We start from the raw sequence: 17,668 nt of genomic DNA, 5'->3' as shown, positions 1-17,668 counted from the left end.
TCCTCGCTCCAGGCCGGCGCCCCGCCCCGGCCACTGCGCACGCCTCTCGCGTGATGTGACCCAGAATATATGGGACTCACAGTCCCACACAATGGGGCGCGGCCGGTCGCGACCGAAATGTGCCCCGCTACCAGCCGGGATTCCCGGAAATCGGAATGTTGACCCAGCTCGGGCGATTCGGATCGAGTTCGACGTGCTGCGGGCGCAGCTCGCTCTCGTTGAGCAACGGGCGCAGCGGCATACCGCGCGGGAAGTTGAAGGCGTACACGTCGACGCGCAGGCGATGGCCCGGTTTCAGCACGCCGTCGGTGGCGGGCAGGCCGATGTCGACGATGGTCGGTTCCCCCGGCTTGAGCGGCAGCCGGTCGGCCAGCGTGAGATACGGGTACGGATCGGTGTAGTCGCCGTTGGGTGAACGAGTCGCCTTGGCGTCGTTCACTTTTCGCAGCGAGGCCTGGAGCTGGCCGCTGGTCCACACCGTCGACCTGCCGTCCGGGGCGACATCGTTGACGGTGACAGCCCAGTAGCCGTCGGTGGTGTCGAGCACGGTGTTGAGGTGCACCGCGATCGGTCCCGACACCCGCGTCGGCTCGGCGACGGGTGCGCTGGTGAAGGTGAGGCCGTTGAGTTCGTTGATCCGCGCGTCCTCGGCGCACACGTCGAGCAAGCTGGTCATGCCTGCCGTGCCGGTGGCCGAATCACGGGAGCACAGGCTCGCGAGCCCCGGCGCCACCGTCAGGCGCGCCGGAGCGCCGGGCCGGGTGGACAGGCTGCCGTCGTGCACGCTGTTCGCCGTGCCCGAGCGCGCGGCGTCGAGATACATCCGCCGGTACTCCATACCGGGGCGCGGGAAGGCGCTGTCGCTGGTCCAGCCGTTGCCCTGCTGCCAGAGCGTCACATTGTCGTAGCGGTCGATGCCGTTGTCGATGCCCTTCAGCCACTTGTCGAACCACGCGCGCTGCAACACGTCCAGGCGCGGGGGCGCGCCGGGCAGGCCGTTGCCGCTGCCGTTGGTGAGGTGGTAGATGTCGCCCATGATGAGCTTTTTCTGCGCGTCCGGCACATCCACGGCCTGATAGACGCGCGGCGAGGAGTAGGTGAAGATGTCGTGCCAGCCGCCGTAGACGAAGGTCGGGATGTTCACCCGCTCCGGATGCCCGAGCCAGGCGGTGCGGATGGGGCTGTCGTCGGTGAGCAGCACTTGCAAGTCGGGCGGGATGGCGTCCACGCTGGGCACGGTCAGCGATGCGAGCAGGTAGTTGAAGAAGGTGAACGGGTCGGCGATGCGGTCCTGTAGCCAGCGGCCGTCGAATCGGCCGGTGAGCATCGATTGGACGTCGGGCACCAGCTTGGTGCCGTTCACCGCGAGCAACCACGCGGGCAGGAAGCCCAGACCCACGCCGCCGCCGGTCGCGGCGATATCGCGCAGCAGATCGCTGCCGGGCACGATCGGGAAGATGGCCTTCAGCGGCTCGGGGCGGCGCTCGGCGGTGTGCACCTGATTGATCGCCGAGTACGAGATGCCGTTCATCCCGACCTTGCCGTCCGACCACGGTTGGCGCGCCGCCCATTCCACGACCTCGACGCCGTCCTGCTGCTCGCGCTCGCCGAACACCTGCCAGGTGCCCTGGGAGAAGCCGGTGCCGCGCACGTCGACCACCACCTGCGCGTACCCACTCTGCACCAGCTTGCGGTCGACGCCGAAGGCGCGCAGCGAGCCCGCGGGCAACACCTTGGTGACGTCGGTGAGCCCGCCCAGGCCGATGCCGGACAGGTCGAAGGTCTTGAAGAACTCGGTGAGCGCGTCGGCCAGCACCGGGAAGGTCAACACCGAATCCGCGAGGTTCGACACGAGTTTCGTGTACGGGGTGAGGTTCACGATGGTCGGCACCGGCGACTCGATCGGGCGGCCCGCCGCGTCCGCCGGGCGGTACACGTTGCCCTTGAGCACCGTGCCGTCGCTCATCGTGATCGGCACGTCCCACTCGATGTGCACGTTCGGATGGGCGCGCGGTCCGTCGTGGGTGGCGGTCCACTGGGCGCCCAGCGCGCCCCCGTCGGGCGCCGCCTGTCCGCTCTGCGCCGCCACGGCGCCCATTCCGATCGTCACCACGGTGACCAGCCCCGCAATCAGGGTGCGCGCGAGTCGGCGTCCTCGATACATGTTGCCCCGCTCCTCGCCGATGCACCGGTGCACCGGACCTGCCCTTCCGGCGAGAAACTGTAATCGGTGACACAGTCTGGGACAATAGTTGCCCAGGACACACCAAGTCCCGTGCGCGCAACCCCCGAGGGCGATCCGTACGGCAAACTCTCAGCGTCGAAAACCCAGCAGTGCCACCAGGTTCGCCACCTGCAACTCGAAGAGTTCGGTCCGGTCGGCGAAGGTGTCGCGGCCGTACATGTCGAACACGTCGAAGCTCACCGCGCCGAACAGCGCACTCCACACCGAGACGCCGCGCGCCAGCAGCCAGTCCGGCAGATCCAGCGCGAATTCGTCACGGATCGCCGCGAAACTGCCGGACAGCGGCCCGGAGACGGCCACCGTCCGGGACGGTTCGTCCACCAGGCCCGCGGCGTAGGCGTCGGCGATGACGCGCATCAACGCGACGATCACGCGCACACCGGGATCCACGGTTTGCTCGGCGGGCGCCTCGTAGCCCGGCACGGGCGTGCCGAAAAGCAGTCCGTACCAAGCGGGTTCGGCCAGCGCCCAGTCGCGCACGGCGTGCGCGGCCGCGCGCAGCCGCGCGGACGGGTCGGCGGGCGCGTCCGCGAGACCGGCGTCCACCGCGTCGCCCAGGGCGTTGTAGCCGTCCACGACCAGCAGCGTCAGCAGCTCGTCCCGGCTGCGCACGTACCGGTAGACGGCCGAGGAGACGACGCCCAGATCCCGCGCGACGGCCCGCAGCGACAACGCCGACGCTCCGTGCACCGCCAGATGCTCGCGGCCGATCCGGACGATGTCCGCCATGGTCTTGGCCCTGGCCTCGGCGCGCGGTGTTCCCATGGTGAACCACTGTAGAGAACACCGCTCTCGGTACGGGGCCGGCGGTCGACGTTCGCCCGCCGCCCACCGGGTCGCACTGCGGACAGGAGCGCATCGCAGGCCCGTGCTCGCCAGCGGAATCATAGTGGCGAGCGCGCACCTCAGAGCGCGTCAGCGACCGGCCGGGCCGTCCAATTCCCGCACGGCGCGCTCGATCTCGTCGGCCAGGGTCGCACCGCCCACCTCCCAGGCGGCGGCGCGGAAGCGGTCGCGGAACCGGCTGAGGTCGGTGCCGATACCCTCGCCGCCGTAGCTCGTCTCGGCGGCGTCGCGGAAGGTGCGGACCATCTCGTCGGCCAGATCGGCGATGCGGGCGCGGATGAGTTTGCGCAGCGCACCGCTGAGGGTGATGTCGGTGCCGACGTCGTAGAGAATCAGGGCGCCCTTGAGCATCGGCTGGTCGGGGATGCGCCAGCCCGCGCCCTCGCGCTCCACGTACTGGGCGGCGATCAGTTCGTCCAGGATGTCGGCGCGGCGATCACCCAGCAACGCGGTGAGTTCGTCGTCGTCGATCACCACCGACTGGTCGGCCCCGCCCGGATAACGCGGGTCCAGCACCGCGCGCCAGTCGGCCTGGGCGCCCTGCTGGGCCTCGGCGTCGAGCACTTCGCGGATCGCGTCGAGCCGCAGCCCGCGCGCCTGCATCCCGGAGATGTCGCGCAACCGCGCCAGGTGGTCGTCGGTGTAGACCGCCTCCTTGCCCGCGCGACCGGGTTTGGGCAGCACACCGAGCGAGTGGTAGTAGCGGATGGTGCGCGCCGGTACGCCGCTCAGGTCGGCCAGTTGCAGGCGGGAGTATCGGGACACGCGACCAGCATAGATACTCGGCGCCACCTTCGTTGACAGTTGCTACTGTCCGGATTAGCGTAACGCGCGTCACTGTCGACCGACCCAGGAGCCACGCATGTCCCAGCGAACGACCGACTTCGACGTCCTGATCGTCGGTTCCGGCTTCGGCGGCAGCGTGACCGCGTTGCGCCTGGTGGAGAAGGGGTACAAGGTCGGCGTGCTGGAGGCGGGCCGCCGCTTCGCCGACGACGAGCTGCCCAAGACCAGCTGGGACCTGCGCAACTTCCTGTGGGCGCCCGCGCTGGGCTGCTACGGCATCCAGCGCATCCACCTGCTGCGCGATGTGCTCATCCTGGGCGGCGCGGGCGTGGGCGGCGGGTCGCTCAACTACGCCAACACCCTCTACGTGCCGCCGGAGCCGTTCTTCCGTGACGCGCAGTGGCGCGACATCACCGACTGGCGCGACGAACTCACCCCGTACTACGAGCAGGCCCAGCGCATGCTCGGCGTGGTGCGCAACCCGCACATGACGCCCGCAGACGAGATCTTCAAGAAGGTCGCCGACGATCTGGGCGTGGGCGACACCTTCGTGCAGACTCCGGTCGGCGTGTTCTTCGGGGAGCCGGGCAAGACCGTGGAGGACCCCTACTTCGGCGGCGTCGGCCCCGATCGCACGGGCTGCGTCGAGTGCGGCGACTGCATGGTCGGCTGCAAGTTCGGCGCCAAGAACACCCTCGTCAAGAACTACCTGTACCTGGCCGAGAAGGCGGGCGCCGAGGTGGTGCCGATGACGACCGTGAGCGCGATCCGGCCGCTGCCCGACGGCACCTGGGACGTCGACGCCAAGCGCACGGGCGCGCTGATCCGCAAGCAGCCCAAGACCTTCACCGCCAAGCACGTGGTGCTGGCGGCGGGGACGCGCGGCACCCAGAAGCTGCTGTTCGACATGCGCGACAAGGGTGTGCTGCCCAACCTCTCGGACCGCTTGGGCGTGCTCACCCGCACCAATTCCGAGTCCATCGTGGGCGCGGCCACCAGAAAGGTCACGCCGGGCGTGGACTTCACCAAGGGTGTGGCGATCACGTCGTCGATCCATCCGACGCCCGACACCCACATCGAACCCGTCCGCTACGGCAAGGGGTCCAACTCGATGGGCCTGTTGCAGACGCTGATGGTCGACGGCGGCGGACGTCTGCCGCGCTGGCTGAAATTCGTGCTGCTGGTGCTGCGGCACCCGATGCGGCTGGTGCAGTTCCTGAGCACCAAGAACTGGAGCGAGCGCACGATCATCTCGCTGGTGATGCAGCATCTGGACAACTCCATCACCACCTACACCAAGCGCGGCCTGTTCGGGCGCAAGCTGACCTCGAAACAGGGCCACGGCGAACCGAATCCGACGTGGATCCCGGTCGGCAACGAGGTCACCCGCAAGGTGGCCGACGAGATCGGCGGCGTCGCGGGCGGCAGCTGGGGCGAGATCTTCAACATCCCGCTCACCGCGCACTTCCTCGGCGGGGCGGCGATCGGGGCCGATCCGGAACACGGCGTGATCGACCCCTACCACCGCGTCTACGGCTACCCCACGCTCAGTGTGGTGGACGGGGCCGCCGTGTCGGCCAACCTCGGCGTGAACCCGTCGCTCACCATCACCGCCCAGGCCGAGCGCGCCGCCGCGTACTGGCCGAACAAGGGTGAAGTGGACAACCGGCCCGAGCAGAGCGAGGGCTACCGGCGCATCTCCCCCGTCGCGCCGAGCAAGCCCGTGGTGCCCGCGGGCGCGCCGGGCGCACTCGTGCTGCCGATCACCCCGGTCCGCCGCAGCGACCAGGAGGCGCCGGCCGCCGGCTGAGCCTGCCGTCCGGCGTACTTCCCCGAAAAGCCAACTCCGCGTGCTAGTTTCGCAGCACGTGGGCCGGCAGGGGTGGATCGCCGGCGCGCGTGCCGTCCGGGCAACGGCACGCGGAGGACACGCGACTCCCCCGAACGGACCGCCCCGCCCCCGCAAGGTGGCGGGGCGGTCTGCGCGAAACGGGACCGTCGGCGGGTCGTCGCTCGTATCTTTGCCCTATCCAGCACAGATCGGAGTGGACAGTGGCAGCAGAGCAGATCGCGGCTGATTACATCGTGGTCGGAACGGGATCGGCGGGTGCGGTGGTCGCCAATCGGCTCAGCGCCGATCCGGGCACCCGCGTCGTGGTACTCGAGGCGGGCCCGCCGGACAAGGACAAGTTCACCCATATCCCCGCCGCGTTCGCGAAGCTGTTCCGCACCGAACTCGACTGGGACTACCTCACCGAACCGCAGCCGCACCTGGGCGACCGGCAGATCTACTGGCCGCGCGGCAAGACCTACGGCGGCTCGTCGTCGATGAACGCCATGATGTGGGTGCGCGGCTTCCGCGCCGACTACGACGAGTGGGCGCTGCTGGCCGGCGACGAGTGGGGGTTCGGCGCGGCGGTCGAGCAGTTCCGGCGCATCGAGCACGTCGAGGACGCGCAGTACCCCGACGAGGGCACCACCGGTCCGCTGCACATCTCGCATCAGCGCAGCCCGCGCCCGTCCACGGCGGCGTTCCTGGAGGCCGTGCGGGAGTCGGGTTTCGTGGTGGAGCCGCCGAACCGTCCGCAGCCCGAAGGGTTTTCGCAGACGATGGTCACCCAGCGCAACGGACGGCGCTGGAGCACCTCGGACGCATACCTGCGCCCGGCGCTGAAGCGGCCGAATCTCACCGTGCTGGATCGAGCCCAGGTGACACGCGTGCTGTTCGACGGCACTCGTGCGGTGGGCGTCGAGTACCGGCAGGGCCAGGTGACCCGCACGGTGACCGCGAGCCGCGAGGTGGTGCTGAGCGGCGGCGCGATCAACAGCCCGCAGCTGCTGATGCTCTCGGGCATCGGCGATTCCGAGGAGCTGCGGGCGCTGGGCATCGACGTGGTGGCGCACGCCCCCGAGGTCGGCGCCAACCTCCAGGACCACCTGGTGGCCGGGATCGGGTACGACTGCCCGGATTCGCTGTTCGGCGCGGACAAGAAGCCGATCCAGCTGCTGGACTACCTGCTGCGCGGGCGCGGCATGCTCACCTCGAACATCGGTGAGGCGTACGGGTTCGTGCGGTCGCGGCCCGAGCTCGAGCACCCCGACCTCGAGCTGGTCTACGCGCCCGCCCCGTTCTACAACGAGGGCCTGATCGATCCGGCCGGGCACGGCAACATCCTCGCCACCGTGCTGCTGCGGCCCTACAGCCGGGGGCGGATCGCGCTGGCGTCGTCGGATCCCACGGCGAAGCCGGTCATCGATCCGCGCTACCTCTCCGACCCGGAGGGCATCGACCGCGCCGCGCTGATCGCGGGCCTGCGTACCTGCGCGCGCATCGCCGAGGCGCCCGCGCTGAAGGCCGTGCACGGCAAGCTCGTCTACCCGCCGAACGCGCCGCAGGAGCTCGAGGACGTCATCGACCTCGCGATCAACGGGTTCTCCCACACCCTCTACCACCCGGTGGGCACCTGCCGCATGGGCACCGACCCGGCCAGCGTGGTCACGCCGAAGCTGGAGGTGCGCGGGGTGCAGGGGTTGCGCGTCGCGGACGCGTCGGTGATGCCGCTGCTGGTGCGCGGGCACACCCACGCGCCGAGCGTGTTCGTCGGCGAGCAGGCGGCGAAGTTCCTGCTCGGCGGATAGGCGTACCCGCGATCGCACCGGATGCGGGCGGCGCCGGCGGCGAATGCCAGCGCCGCCGGCAGCGAACCGAGCACTCCCCCGGATCACCGCGCCGCCCACGGCCCAGGCCCGCAGCGCGGGGGCCTGCGAACGCCCGGCGACCGCAAGGGGCGTGCGAAGCCACGCGGGCGCTCTCACGCGACCGACCCGCACCGGGACCAGGCTCGCACCGATCTCGCGGCGCTCGTGCACCGGGATCGCGGCGGCCCCGAAGCCACGACCGGACCCTGCACCGAGAGCAACGGCCACCACCTGATCTCGGAGAACGCGAAGGTCCGCTGTCCCCAGCCGATCGGCGACAGCCAACTCGGCCAGGGCGGAACCAACCGGGGCACATCGAGATTCGCGGACCCGGACGCGTCGCCCATCCCGCGCACCGGATACGCGCCCAGCGGCAGGGCGACGCCGATGCCGTTCGCCACCCGCGCCGTCGGGGCGAACTCCCGGCGATCGCGCCGAGTCCGGGAACCCCGTGCCTGTCACCGCGGTGGCCGGCACGCCGAGGGTGAGCGTGGCCGCCAGCGGCGCGATCCGGGAAACCGGTGCGGCGCCGATCAATTCGCGCCACCCGCGTTTCGCGTCGGCGCGGCCGCGGCGGACCGCGAGGACGGTGTGCATCAGGGCGATGGTGAGCGCGAGCCGGGCGAAGGACTGGCACATCACCATCGCGAGAGCGTGTTCGTGGTTGTCACCGGGGCCGCCTGTTCGAGCATCGCGAGGTAGGCGTCGAGTTGCGCGGCGCCCGCGAGGAGGGTGCGGCCGCGGGTGGTCAGCCGGGCCTGCCAGGAGTCGAGGAAGGTGGTCAGGGCGTCCGCGCCGCCCGCCTCGCGCAACGTGTCGAGGAACCGCGCGACCTGGGGTAGCAGGTAGCCGCCCTGGCGGAGTTGGCGGGCGATCTCGGCGTCGCGGACGCAGGCGGGTCCGTAGTGCCGGTAGCCGGTCGAGCGGTCGCGGTCGGGGTGCAGGATGCCGTGCGTCTCCCAGGTGCGCAGGGTGGCGGGGTGCAGGCCGAGGCGGCGCGCGAGTTCGCCGGTGGTCAAGGGCCTGCCGGGAATCGGGGTGGGCGGCGAGGTGGTGAGGGTGCTCAGGGCCGTCGCGACTTCGGCGCGGGTGCGGCGCTCGGTGCGCAGCGCGACGTGGGCGGCGTCGAGGAGCCGGTAGACGGATTCGAGATCACCGCGATTGGTCGCGCGCAGGATCTCGGCGGCGTGCTGGTGTCCGTGGCCGGTGCGCAGCGCGAGGAACGCGCGCAGCGCCTGGGCGTGCAGTGGTGTGTAGCGCCGGTAGCCGGTCTGGCTGCGTTCGGTGGGCGGCAGGATGCCCGCGTCGTCGTAGTTGCGGATCGCCTGGGCCGACAATCCGTGTTCGCGGGCCAGGTCGATGGGGCGCAGGGTGACACCTCCGATTGAGGCTTTTCGGGCCTATTACCAGGTGCTTTGCGGCAAAGTTTCATTCGATTCTTCAACGATAGCGTCGAAGGGGACGGATTACGGAAGGGGTACTCATATGTCCACTGTCGCCGCACTGTCCGGGATCGGCCGCCCGCTCGAGGACGCCGCGAGGATCGGCCGCGCGCTCGATGAGCTGCTCGCGTTGCGGGGCGAACCGCCCGCCCTGCTGGGGCTCGGCGAGCCGACGCACGGGATCGAGGCGTTCCCGTTGCTGCGCAACGAGATTCTGGCGCACCTGGTCGAACGCGGGTTCCGCTCGATCGCGCTGGAGACGGACTTCTTCGCGGCCCCCGTGGTCGACGCTTACGTCGCCGGGGCGGCCGGGGACCTGGACGAAGTACTCGAGACCGGGTTCAGCCATCGGTTCGGCCACGTGCCCGGCAACCGAGAACTGGTCGAGTGGATGCGCGCGCACAACGCGGGCCGGCCACCACGGGACCGGGTCCGCTTCTACGGCTTCGAGCCATCCCTCGAGTATGCGTCCGCGCCGAGTCCGCGGCGATGGCTGTGCGCGGTCCGGGACTACCTGCCCGTCGCGGTGCGACCCGCCTCCGCCCGCGATCTCGAGGATCTGCTCGGTGACGACGGCGACTGGTCGAACGAGGCCGCTATGTACGACGCGGCCGCGTCCGTCGGCGACTCCGACCGCGCCCGCGCGTTGCGGGTGGTCGCCGACGATCTGGCGAGCGCCCTGCGCCGGACCGCCCCCTCCCTGCACGCCGACGATCCGGCCGCCTACGACCAGGCCGCGATCGACGCCCGGACCGCGCTCGGCCTGCTCCGCTATCACGCGGCCATGGCGACACCCGCGCCCGATCGCATGGCGAACCTGCTCAGCGTGCGCGCCGAGATGATGGCCGACAATCTCCTGTCGATCCGCGCCGCCGAGCGCGATCGCGGACCGACCCTGGTCTTCGCCCACAACGTGCACCTCCAGCGCTCGAAGCCCACGATGCGGGCCGGCGACGAGACCGCGCAGTGGTGCGGCACGGGCGCACTCGTCGCCCTCGCGCTCGGCGAGCGCTATCTGGTCATCGCCAGCGACGCGAACCCGGACAGCGCGCCCGGCACCCTCCAGCACTTCCTGGCCGAATCCACCACCCGCCGCACCCTCTTCCCCACCGCCGAACTCGGCGACCTCCTCCCCGCCTCGGTCACCGCGGGCGCCCCCATCCTCCCCGGCCACATCCCGCTCACCCCGGCCGATCTCGTAGGCGCCGACGCCGTTCTCTTCGTCGCCGATACCGATGGAACCCGGCATCAGTACTGGTAGGCCGATTCCGCGGTGCCACAAGCTCTTCCCGAGCAACACCCCGGGCAAATCGCCACCGGCGCGGCCTGATCGACGCGCGGGATCGAGGCGATTGCGGTGTGGCACCCGGGACTTCGACACCGGTCTCGCCGCGAACGGGACCTCGGGTTCGACCGGGTTCGGCGGCGTGGAGGTGGACGGGTGCGCCGGGGCCCACCCGCCACCCAGTAGCTTGGCTGACAGGTCGTGTCGCCCGGAGACGGCGGGCGGCCGCGGGACCACAAGTCGTATCTACCGGACCGAACGAAGAGAGTTGAGCAATGACCTCCACCGCGCGTGCGCAGATCGGTGTGACCGGGCTGGCCGTGATGGGCAGCAATATCGCCCGCAACTTCGCCAAGCACGGCTACACCGTCGCGCTGCACAACCGTTCCGTGGCCAAGACCGACGCGCTGCTCGCCGAGCACGGCGGCGACGGTGACTTCGTGCGCACCGAGACCGTGGCCGAGTTCGTCGCGGCGCTGGAGAAGCCGCGCCGGGTGTTGATCATGGTGAAGGCGGGCGACGCGACCGACGCCGTCATCGAGGAGCTGGCCGCCGAGATGGAGCCCGGCGACATCATCATCGACGGCGGCAACGCCCTCTACACCGACACCATCCGCCGCGAGGCCGCCCTGCGCGAGCGCGGCCTCAACTTCGTCGGCGCGGGCATCTCCGGCGGCGAGGAGGGCGCGCTGAACGGTCCGGCCATCATGCCGGGCGGGCCGAAGGAGTCCTACGCATCGCTGGGCCCGCTGCTGGAGTCGATCGCGGCGCAGGTGGACGGCACCCCGTGCTGCACCCACATCGGTCCCGACGGGTCCGGCCACTTCGTCAAGATGGTGCACAACGGCATCGAGTACGCCGATATGCAGCTCATCGGCGAGGCCTATCACCTGTTCCGCGACGCGCTCGGGTTCGACGCCGCGCGGATCGGCGAGGTGTTCACCCGGTGGAACTCCGGCGATCTGGAGAGCTACCTGGTGGAGATCACCGCCGAGGTGCTCGCGCAGGTGGACGCCAAGACCGGCAAGCCCCTGGTGGACGTGATCGTCGACGCGGCCGAGCAGAAGGGCACCGGCCGCTGGACTGTGAAGTCGGCGCTGGATCTGGGTGTGCCGGTGACCGGCATCGCCGAGGCGGTGTTCGCGCGGGCGCTGTCGGGCTCGCGCGCGCAGCGCAAGGCCGCGGTGGGCTTGGCGTCGGGCAAACTTGCCGAGAAGCCGACCGACGTCGAGCAGTTCACCGAGGACATCCGGCAGGCGCTCTACGCGTCGAAGGTCGTCGCGTACGCGCAGGGTTTCGACCAGATCGCCGCGGGCAGCGCCGAATACGGCTGGGATCTGAAGCCCGGTGACCTGGCGACGATCTGGCGTGGCGGCTGCATCATCCGCGCTCGCTTCCTGAACCGGATCAAGGAGGCCTACGAGCAGGACCCCGCCCTGCCCAGCCTGATCCTCGCCCCGTACTTCCGCGAGGCCATCGAGACGGCGATCGACAGCTGGCGGCGGGTGGTGTCCACGGCGACGCTGCTCGGCATCCCGGTCCCGGCGTTCGCGTCCTCGCTGTCGTACTACGACGCCCTGCGCGCCGAGCGCCTGCCCGCCGCGCTCACCCAGGGGCAGCGCGACTTCTTCGGCGCGCACACCTACGAGCGCGTCGACGCCGAGGGCAAGTTCCACACGCTGTGGAGCGGTGACCGCAGCGAAGTCGCCGCGGGCTGAAGCGGGAATCGGCTCCGCGAGAACGACTCTCGCGGAGCCGTCGCGCACCGCCGCCTCGCGCGCGGCGTCCCCGCCTACAGCGCGGGGACGCGCAGGAAGCCCAGCGGCGGCGTGGGTGTGGGCCCGGTCCCGACGACGCGGCGGAAGTCGGGCAGGGCGGTGAGGACGTCGATATTGCGCGCCGCGTAGCAGCGGACCTGAGGGAGGGCGCGGGCCACCTCGGCGCGTTCGACGGGTTCGGCGTCGACGAACGCGATGCTGTCCAGACTCAGGCCGAGGGTGCGGGCGATGCGGACGATGCCCGCCGACTTGCGGCCCCAGCCGATCTCGAGGGCGGAGAACATCTCGTAGACCCCGTGGCGGTAGAGGCGCTCGAGGGTCAGGTCGCGGTCGCTGCGGCTGGCGACGGCGTGCAATATGCCGCGCTCGCTGAGCATGCGCAGGGTGCGCAGGGCGGCCGGGCGGGGCGGGCCGCTGGTCGCGTCGCAGACGACACCGTCCCACAGGGTGTTGTCCAGTTCCCAGACAAGACATCTCAGAGACGGTCTCATCGCCGGAGCCCCTATCGCTTCGTCACCGCTGCCTTCCCTGCCGTGCCGCGCGGTGGATGGGTACCGCACAACCATCCCGGACACGGCGCGCACCGGACAAGCCCCACGTTCCAGGGTGCGAGATCCGGCCCGGGTGATACTACCGGCACAACGGCGGCTCGCCACCCGGTCGCCCCCGCGGCAAACGGCGGGCACCCCCGAGCCGCGATCCCGCGATCGCCCCTCCACCGCAAGGAGATTCGATCCGGAAGCGAATTATCGCGCGGGCGCGGACATATTCCGAAAAGGCCGATCGTCGACCCCTGGAATCGGACGGACCCCTGCGCACCACTCCGGGAAAATCGCCATTCGGGCACCCGCCGAAGGAAATTCGAGAGAATTCCGCACGCTTTCTCCGAGCCGCGCCGAAACCCCACTGCGCGAGCGTATCCCGTGGTCAGCAGATCACCGAGGCTCGAGTCGCCACCATTACCACCCGTCACCGGGTACACCCGTCGAGCCGTCCGGAAGCATCACCGAAGAGCCGCCACACCGCCGAGAATCGTGCACCGCGCGCACTTCACATTTCGATAAATCCTGATCAACCGACCGGTAGCGGATCGCCCGGTCTGTGAGCGGTCACAAGCCTTTCCGCGCCGCTCCCCCGCGATCTCACAGAACCCGCCGAATCGTTCCGGCGGGCCCGCGCGGCGGTTAGTGTGAATGCGCCGCACAGCAAAATCCTCCGGCGGAAGGAGTCGCCAATGACCGTCGACAGTGGAGCACGGCCCAGCCTGACCGTTTCGGGCCGGCCCATGTCGTCACCGTTGCAGGATGTCCGCGCGCTATCCCGGCAGATGGTCGGTCACTTCGTGGAGAACGTGATCCCCTGCGGCACCCTGCCCGGCGACGCCATCAGCGGCGACGTCACCACGATCACCCGCGTCTGCCTCGAGTTCGCCGTCAGCATGCTCGACGGCCGCGACATCCCGGCCAAGTTGCAGCGCCTCCAGGACGCCGCGGCGGGCTGGGCGCGCGAGGGCGTGCCCATCGACACCATCCACCACTCCATCCACGAGGGGTTCAAGATCGGGTTCGATCTGGTGGTGTCCAGTGCGACCATCAAGGACTACACCAACCTGGTGGACGGCGCGAAGATGGTGCTGGAGATGCTCGACCAGATCACCTCCGCCATCTCCGTCGCCTACGTGCGCGAACTGCGCGCGGTGGTCAGCGAACACCACACTGCCGTGCACACACTCACCTCCGCGCTGCTCGGCGGGCACAGCACGTCCACGATGGCGCGCGAGTGCGGCATCGCGATCGCCGACTCGTACGCGGTGATCGCCGTCGCCATCCCGCCGCACCGCGACGAACGCAATCCGGCGGTCGACGGCCAGGTCGTCGCGCGCCGCAAGCTGCGCCGGGTGCAGGCCGAGCTGGCCACCCGCTGCGGCAACGGCGCGCTCTCGCTGCTCAGCGTGGACGGCGGCACGATCCTCATCCCGTCCACCCTGCTGGAGCAGGTCGCCCTCGACGGTCTGATCACCGACCTCTCGCGCGCCGCGCAGGTCGGCATCACCGCGACCATGGTCGAGGCCACGCCCAAGCAGATCCCCGACGCGGCCGACCAGGCCCACGAGCTGCTGGACATGGTGCAGCGGCTGGAGGCGGTGGCCGGGCTGTACCGGTTCGACGAACTCGCGCTCGAATACCAGCTCACCCGTCCCGGGCCGGGCCGCGAATACCTCGGATCGCTACTGGACCCGCTCGACGAGCACCCGGAACTGCTGGAGACCTTGCAGCGCCACATCGCCAACAACTTGAACCGGCAGCGCACCGCGCGGGTGCTGCACGTGCATACCAACACCGTGGACTACCGCCTCAAGCGGATCGGGCAGCTCACCGGGTTCGATCCGTCGCAGCCGTCGGGGCTGTGGTACCTGCGCTCGGCGCTGGTCGCCCGCTCGTATCGCACATCCTGACCGGGTTCGCACACCTCGCCGCCGGGCGCTCCGAAAGGGCGTCCGGCGGTGTCGTTTCCGGTGCCGGATCGACGAATGCCCACCGAGCGGAAGTGCGTTCGGGGCCGCTCGGTGGGCGCCTCGTCGCGCGCGGGGCACGCGCGATCCGGTCAGGATGTTCGGGTTGCTCCACCACCTCCGTTCCTCCGCGGCGCGAGGTCGTCGCCGACCACGCTCCGGAGTTCTCGGCTGTCGTACGGTTTCCACGGTAGGAGCGCACCGGCGCCGAAATGCCCGGATTCGGTGGGGCACTGGAGAGCTCACGAACAATCTCGCTCACGGCTTTGTCGCCCCCACAGCGGGATTCGATTGTCGCCCGCGCCAAGGCCGGGCCCCGAAGTTCGCGCGCCCGCCCACCCGCACGTGCACATGCACAGCTACCGGCCGGCCGCACCGTGAATTGTCCTGATATCCAGCGATTTCCAGGTCGCCCGCGCGGGGCTGCGTGATCATGGAGCGGTCGTTTCCCGCCGTCGAAGGCGACTCGATGGCCAGTCGATGGAGGAGCCATGCTCGAATTCGCGCTCTCACCCGCCAGTTCCGGCCGCCGAGCCGCCCGCGCCCTGCTCGGCGCCGCCACCGTGGCGGCCGCGCTGCTCACCGCTCCCCTCGCCTTCGCCGAGGTGCACACCGGATCGGCGGGGCCGCTGGCGATTCCGCAGCCGGCCGCGCTGCCCTCGCTCGGCTTCCGGGGACCCGACACCGCGATCGTGGTGCTGGGCCACGGCCTGCTGCCCGACGGCGGGATGCGGCCCGAGCTCATCGCCCGCCTGCACGCCGGTTTCGCGCAGGCGCTGCTGGCGCCCGGTTCGCCGGTGATCGTCACCGGCGGGAATCCGCGCAACGGCGTCACCGAGGCGCGCGCCATGGCGGACTGGTTGATCGCGCACGGGATCGCGCCGCAGCGGGTGATCGTGGAGGACCACGCCGCGTCCACGGTCCAGAACGCGGCGCATTCGGCGCGCATCATCCGCGAGATCGGCGCGCGCGACGCGGTGGTGATCACCTCCACCGACCACGTGGACCGCGCCGTGCGCGACTTCCTCGGCGCGGGTGTTCCGGTGGTCGCGACGGTGACACCCGACCAGACTCCGATGATCGCCGCGCCGTTCGGGCCGCCGCGCTGACCCACTGTCCCCCACCGATCCTGGAGTAGGTATGAGCGAAACCGTGTGCGCGCCACCGAGCTGGACGGTGGAACCCGGCGAACTCGACGACTGCGCGCGAGCGGTGCGCGAGCTCGGGATGTCCGGGCGCGCCGCGGCCGCCGTCCTCGCCGCGTCGTCTCTCGAACGCGCCCGGCGCGATGCGCTCGCGGAACGGATCGCCGCGAGCGCGCCGCCGCGCGTGCTGCACGCCGATCAGGTGGTCGACCTCGGCGGACCGCTGACCGCCGGTGAGCGGGTGACGTGCGCCGTGCATGTCGAATCCCTGCGGTACTTCTCGGATTACGAGGTGCTGTGCCTGCGCGGCACGCTCACCGACGCGGCGGGCGTGGTCCGGTACGCGGATTCGACCACCCTGCTCACCCGGGTGGGTGCGGGGTGCTCCGCCGCGCCGGACGGGCCGTCGAGCCCCCGCCGCCGCCCCACACCGAGCGCGCCGGAACGCGCGCCGCGCACCGACTTCCGGTTCGAGCAACTGCGCGTAGGGGCCGAACTGCCGACGCGGGTGTGCATCCCCGGCGGCCTCGATATCGTCACAGACCTCGCCGAACCCGGCTCGCTCTCGGCCACCGACCACGCCCTCGTGTTCGGCTACCTCACCGACTGGCTCGGCGATCCCGCCGCGCTCCTGCGCCTGCGCGCCCAGCGCGCCCCGAACCTGCACCGCCCGCACCGCTCTCGTGAACGCACCCCGGTGACTATCAGCGGCCGGGTCACCGCCCTCGACGCCCGCAAGCGCACCGCCACCGTCGGCCTCGACCTGCGCACCGGGGATCGGCGTCTGGCGGGCCATCTCTCGGCAGAGGTGCGGGTGCGGTAGGCGGGACTCGGACCAACCGTCGTATTCGGATGCGTGTCCCCCCAGCCGAATCCCGCGTCGTCAAGCGGCCGACGGTTGCGGTTCCCGCACCGGCAGTCCGACCAGGCGGGCGAGGCGGCGGTGTGAGTCGAGGCGGGCGGCGCGGTCGAAAGTGGAAGTGTGGACCAGGATTTCGTCGGCCGCCGTGCGGGTGAGCAGGAGTTCCAGGGATTCGGCGACCTCGTCCTCGGTGCCGTGGATCTGGTCGCGCAGGGCCTCCTCGAACAAGGTGCGTTCGCGGGGTGTCATGGCGAGGCGCTCGATGCCCGCGGGGTCGTCGAGGACCGGGAACTCCCCGCGCGTGCGGGAGTACGCGCTCGACCACGCCTCGGGCAGGAGCAGGCGACGGGCCTCGCCCACGCTGTCGGCGATGAGGACCGTGCCGGACACGATGACGTACGGCCGTGCGCCCCACTCGGTTTCGCGGAACTCGGCGCGGTAGGTGTCGATGGCCCGCACCATCCGGTCCGTGCCCGCGACGGCGGCGATCACCAGCGGCAGCCCGAATCTCGCGGCGCGGGCGGCGCCCGATCCCGTGGCGAGCAGGTAGGCGGGAATGCGCAGTCCCTCGGCGGGCCAGGCGTGGACGCCGCCGACACCATCGCGGAGATAGGCGAGGAGTTCGGCCAGCGCGGCGTCGAAATCCTCGGCGTCCGACCGGTCGCGCCCGAGCGCGCGGCGCACGCCATCGGTGAACCCGACCGACCGGCCGAGCCCCATATCGATCCGCCCCGGCGACAGCGATTCCAGCGTGCCGAACTGCTCGGCCACCACGAGTGGTTGATGGTTGGGCAGCATCACCCCGCCCGTGCCCACCCGGATGCGCGAGGTCGCCGCCGCGACGGCAGCCGCCAGCACCGTCGGCGCGGACCCCGCCACCCCGGGCACACTGTGGTGCTCCGACACCCAGAACCGGTGGTACCCCCACGCCTCGGCCAGCCGCGCGAACTCCACGGTCTCCCGCAGCGCCTCCGGGTGCGACTGCCCACGCCGGACCCGCGACCGATCGAGGACGGAGAACCGGACATCCCGCAGCGCTGAACCCATACCCCTCTCAACGCTCCCGCC

Annotated in this window: 13 protein-coding genes; 7 read left to right on the top strand and 6 right to left on the bottom strand. The window is 70.7% G+C overall.

Going from position 1 to position 17,668, the window contains the following annotated elements; translation table 11 throughout:
* Positions 1-127 precede the first annotated feature (127 nt).
* From DFR74_RS07125 to DFR74_RS07115, 3 genes are all read right to left on the bottom strand, one after another.
* Positions 128-2,164, bottom strand: a complete 2,037-nt coding sequence (locus DFR74_RS07125; protein WP_067502171.1) for a CocE/NonD family hydrolase — start codon at positions 2,162-2,164, stop codon at positions 128-130.
* Positions 2,165-2,314: 150 nt separating this feature from the next.
* A complete protein-coding gene (locus DFR74_RS07120; RefSeq protein ID WP_067501860.1) occupies positions 2,315-3,010 on the bottom strand; it encodes a TetR/AcrR family transcriptional regulator in 696 nt (231 codons plus the stop codon).
* 150 nt (positions 3,011-3,160) lie between these two features.
* On the bottom strand, positions 3,161-3,856 hold the full coding sequence (locus tag DFR74_RS07115; RefSeq protein WP_067501864.1) for a MerR family transcriptional regulator: 696 nt from the start codon (positions 3,854-3,856) through the stop codon (positions 3,161-3,163).
* Between the two features lie 97 nt (positions 3,857-3,953).
* Between DFR74_RS07115 and DFR74_RS07110 the strand changes: the two genes are divergently transcribed.
* On the top strand, positions 3,954-5,687 hold the full coding sequence (locus DFR74_RS07110; RefSeq protein WP_067501867.1) for a GMC oxidoreductase: 1,734 nt from the start codon (positions 3,954-3,956) through the stop codon (positions 5,685-5,687).
* 257 nt (positions 5,688-5,944) lie between these two features.
* Positions 5,945-7,516, top strand: coding sequence for a GMC family oxidoreductase (locus DFR74_RS07105; RefSeq protein ID WP_084537248.1), 1,572 nt, complete (start codon positions 5,945-5,947; stop codon positions 7,514-7,516).
* Positions 7,517-8,214: 698 nt separating this feature from the next.
* On the opposite strand, the gene DFR74_RS07095 is transcribed toward DFR74_RS07105, so the two are convergent.
* Entirely contained in the window at positions 8,215-8,946 is a 732-nt protein-coding gene (locus tag DFR74_RS07095) for a MerR family transcriptional regulator (protein ID WP_067501876.1), read from the bottom strand.
* A 115-nt stretch (positions 8,947-9,061) separates the two neighbouring features.
* Here DFR74_RS07095 and DFR74_RS07090 point away from each other — a divergent pair, with 115 nt between their 5' ends.
* Both DFR74_RS07090 and gndA read left to right on the top strand, forming a co-directional pair.
* Entirely contained in the window at positions 9,062-10,279 is a 1,218-nt protein-coding gene (locus tag DFR74_RS07090; RefSeq protein ID WP_067501879.1) for an erythromycin esterase family protein, read from the top strand.
* Between the two features lie 299 nt (positions 10,280-10,578).
* Positions 10,579-12,021: an NADP-dependent phosphogluconate dehydrogenase gene (gndA, locus tag DFR74_RS07085; protein ID WP_067501882.1), complete on the top strand. Its 1,443-nt coding sequence runs from the start codon at positions 10,579-10,581 to the stop codon at positions 12,019-12,021.
* A 74-nt stretch (positions 12,022-12,095) separates the two neighbouring features.
* Here gndA and DFR74_RS07080 read toward each other — a convergent pair whose 3' ends face one another.
* Positions 12,096-12,572: an HAD-IIIC family phosphatase gene (locus DFR74_RS07080; RefSeq protein ID WP_067501884.1), complete on the bottom strand. Its 477-nt coding sequence runs from the start codon at positions 12,570-12,572 to the stop codon at positions 12,096-12,098.
* Between the two features lie 743 nt (positions 12,573-13,315).
* On the opposite strand from DFR74_RS07080, the gene DFR74_RS07075 reads away from it, so the two are divergent.
* From DFR74_RS07075 to DFR74_RS07065, 3 genes are all read left to right on the top strand, one after another.
* Entirely contained in the window at positions 13,316-14,536 is a 1,221-nt protein-coding gene (locus DFR74_RS07075; RefSeq protein WP_067501887.1) for a PucR family transcriptional regulator, read from the top strand.
* A gap of 548 nt (positions 14,537-15,084) precedes the next feature.
* Positions 15,085-15,702: a YdcF family protein gene (locus tag DFR74_RS07070; RefSeq protein WP_067501890.1), complete on the top strand. Its 618-nt coding sequence runs from the start codon at positions 15,085-15,087 to the stop codon at positions 15,700-15,702.
* Between the two features lie 31 nt (positions 15,703-15,733).
* Complete coding sequence (locus tag DFR74_RS07065) at positions 15,734-16,561, top strand: hotdog family protein (RefSeq protein WP_067501893.1); 828 nt, start codon at positions 15,734-15,736, stop codon at positions 16,559-16,561.
* 60 nt (positions 16,562-16,621) lie between these two features.
* On the opposite strand, the gene DFR74_RS07060 is transcribed toward DFR74_RS07065, so the two are convergent.
* Positions 16,622-17,647 (bottom strand): MsnO8 family LLM class oxidoreductase, encoded by a 1,026-nt coding sequence (locus DFR74_RS07060; RefSeq protein ID WP_067501896.1) that lies wholly within the window; start codon positions 17,645-17,647, stop codon positions 16,622-16,624.
* Between the last annotated feature and the right edge of the window lie 21 nt (positions 17,648-17,668).

The organism is Nocardia puris (assembly GCF_003315035.1).
In the GTDB taxonomy this organism is placed as follows: Bacteria; Actinomycetota; Actinomycetes; order Mycobacteriales; family Mycobacteriaceae; genus Nocardia; species Nocardia puris.
Note: the sequence above shows the minus strand (reverse complement) of the source record. Positions and strands in the feature narration are given on the sequence as shown.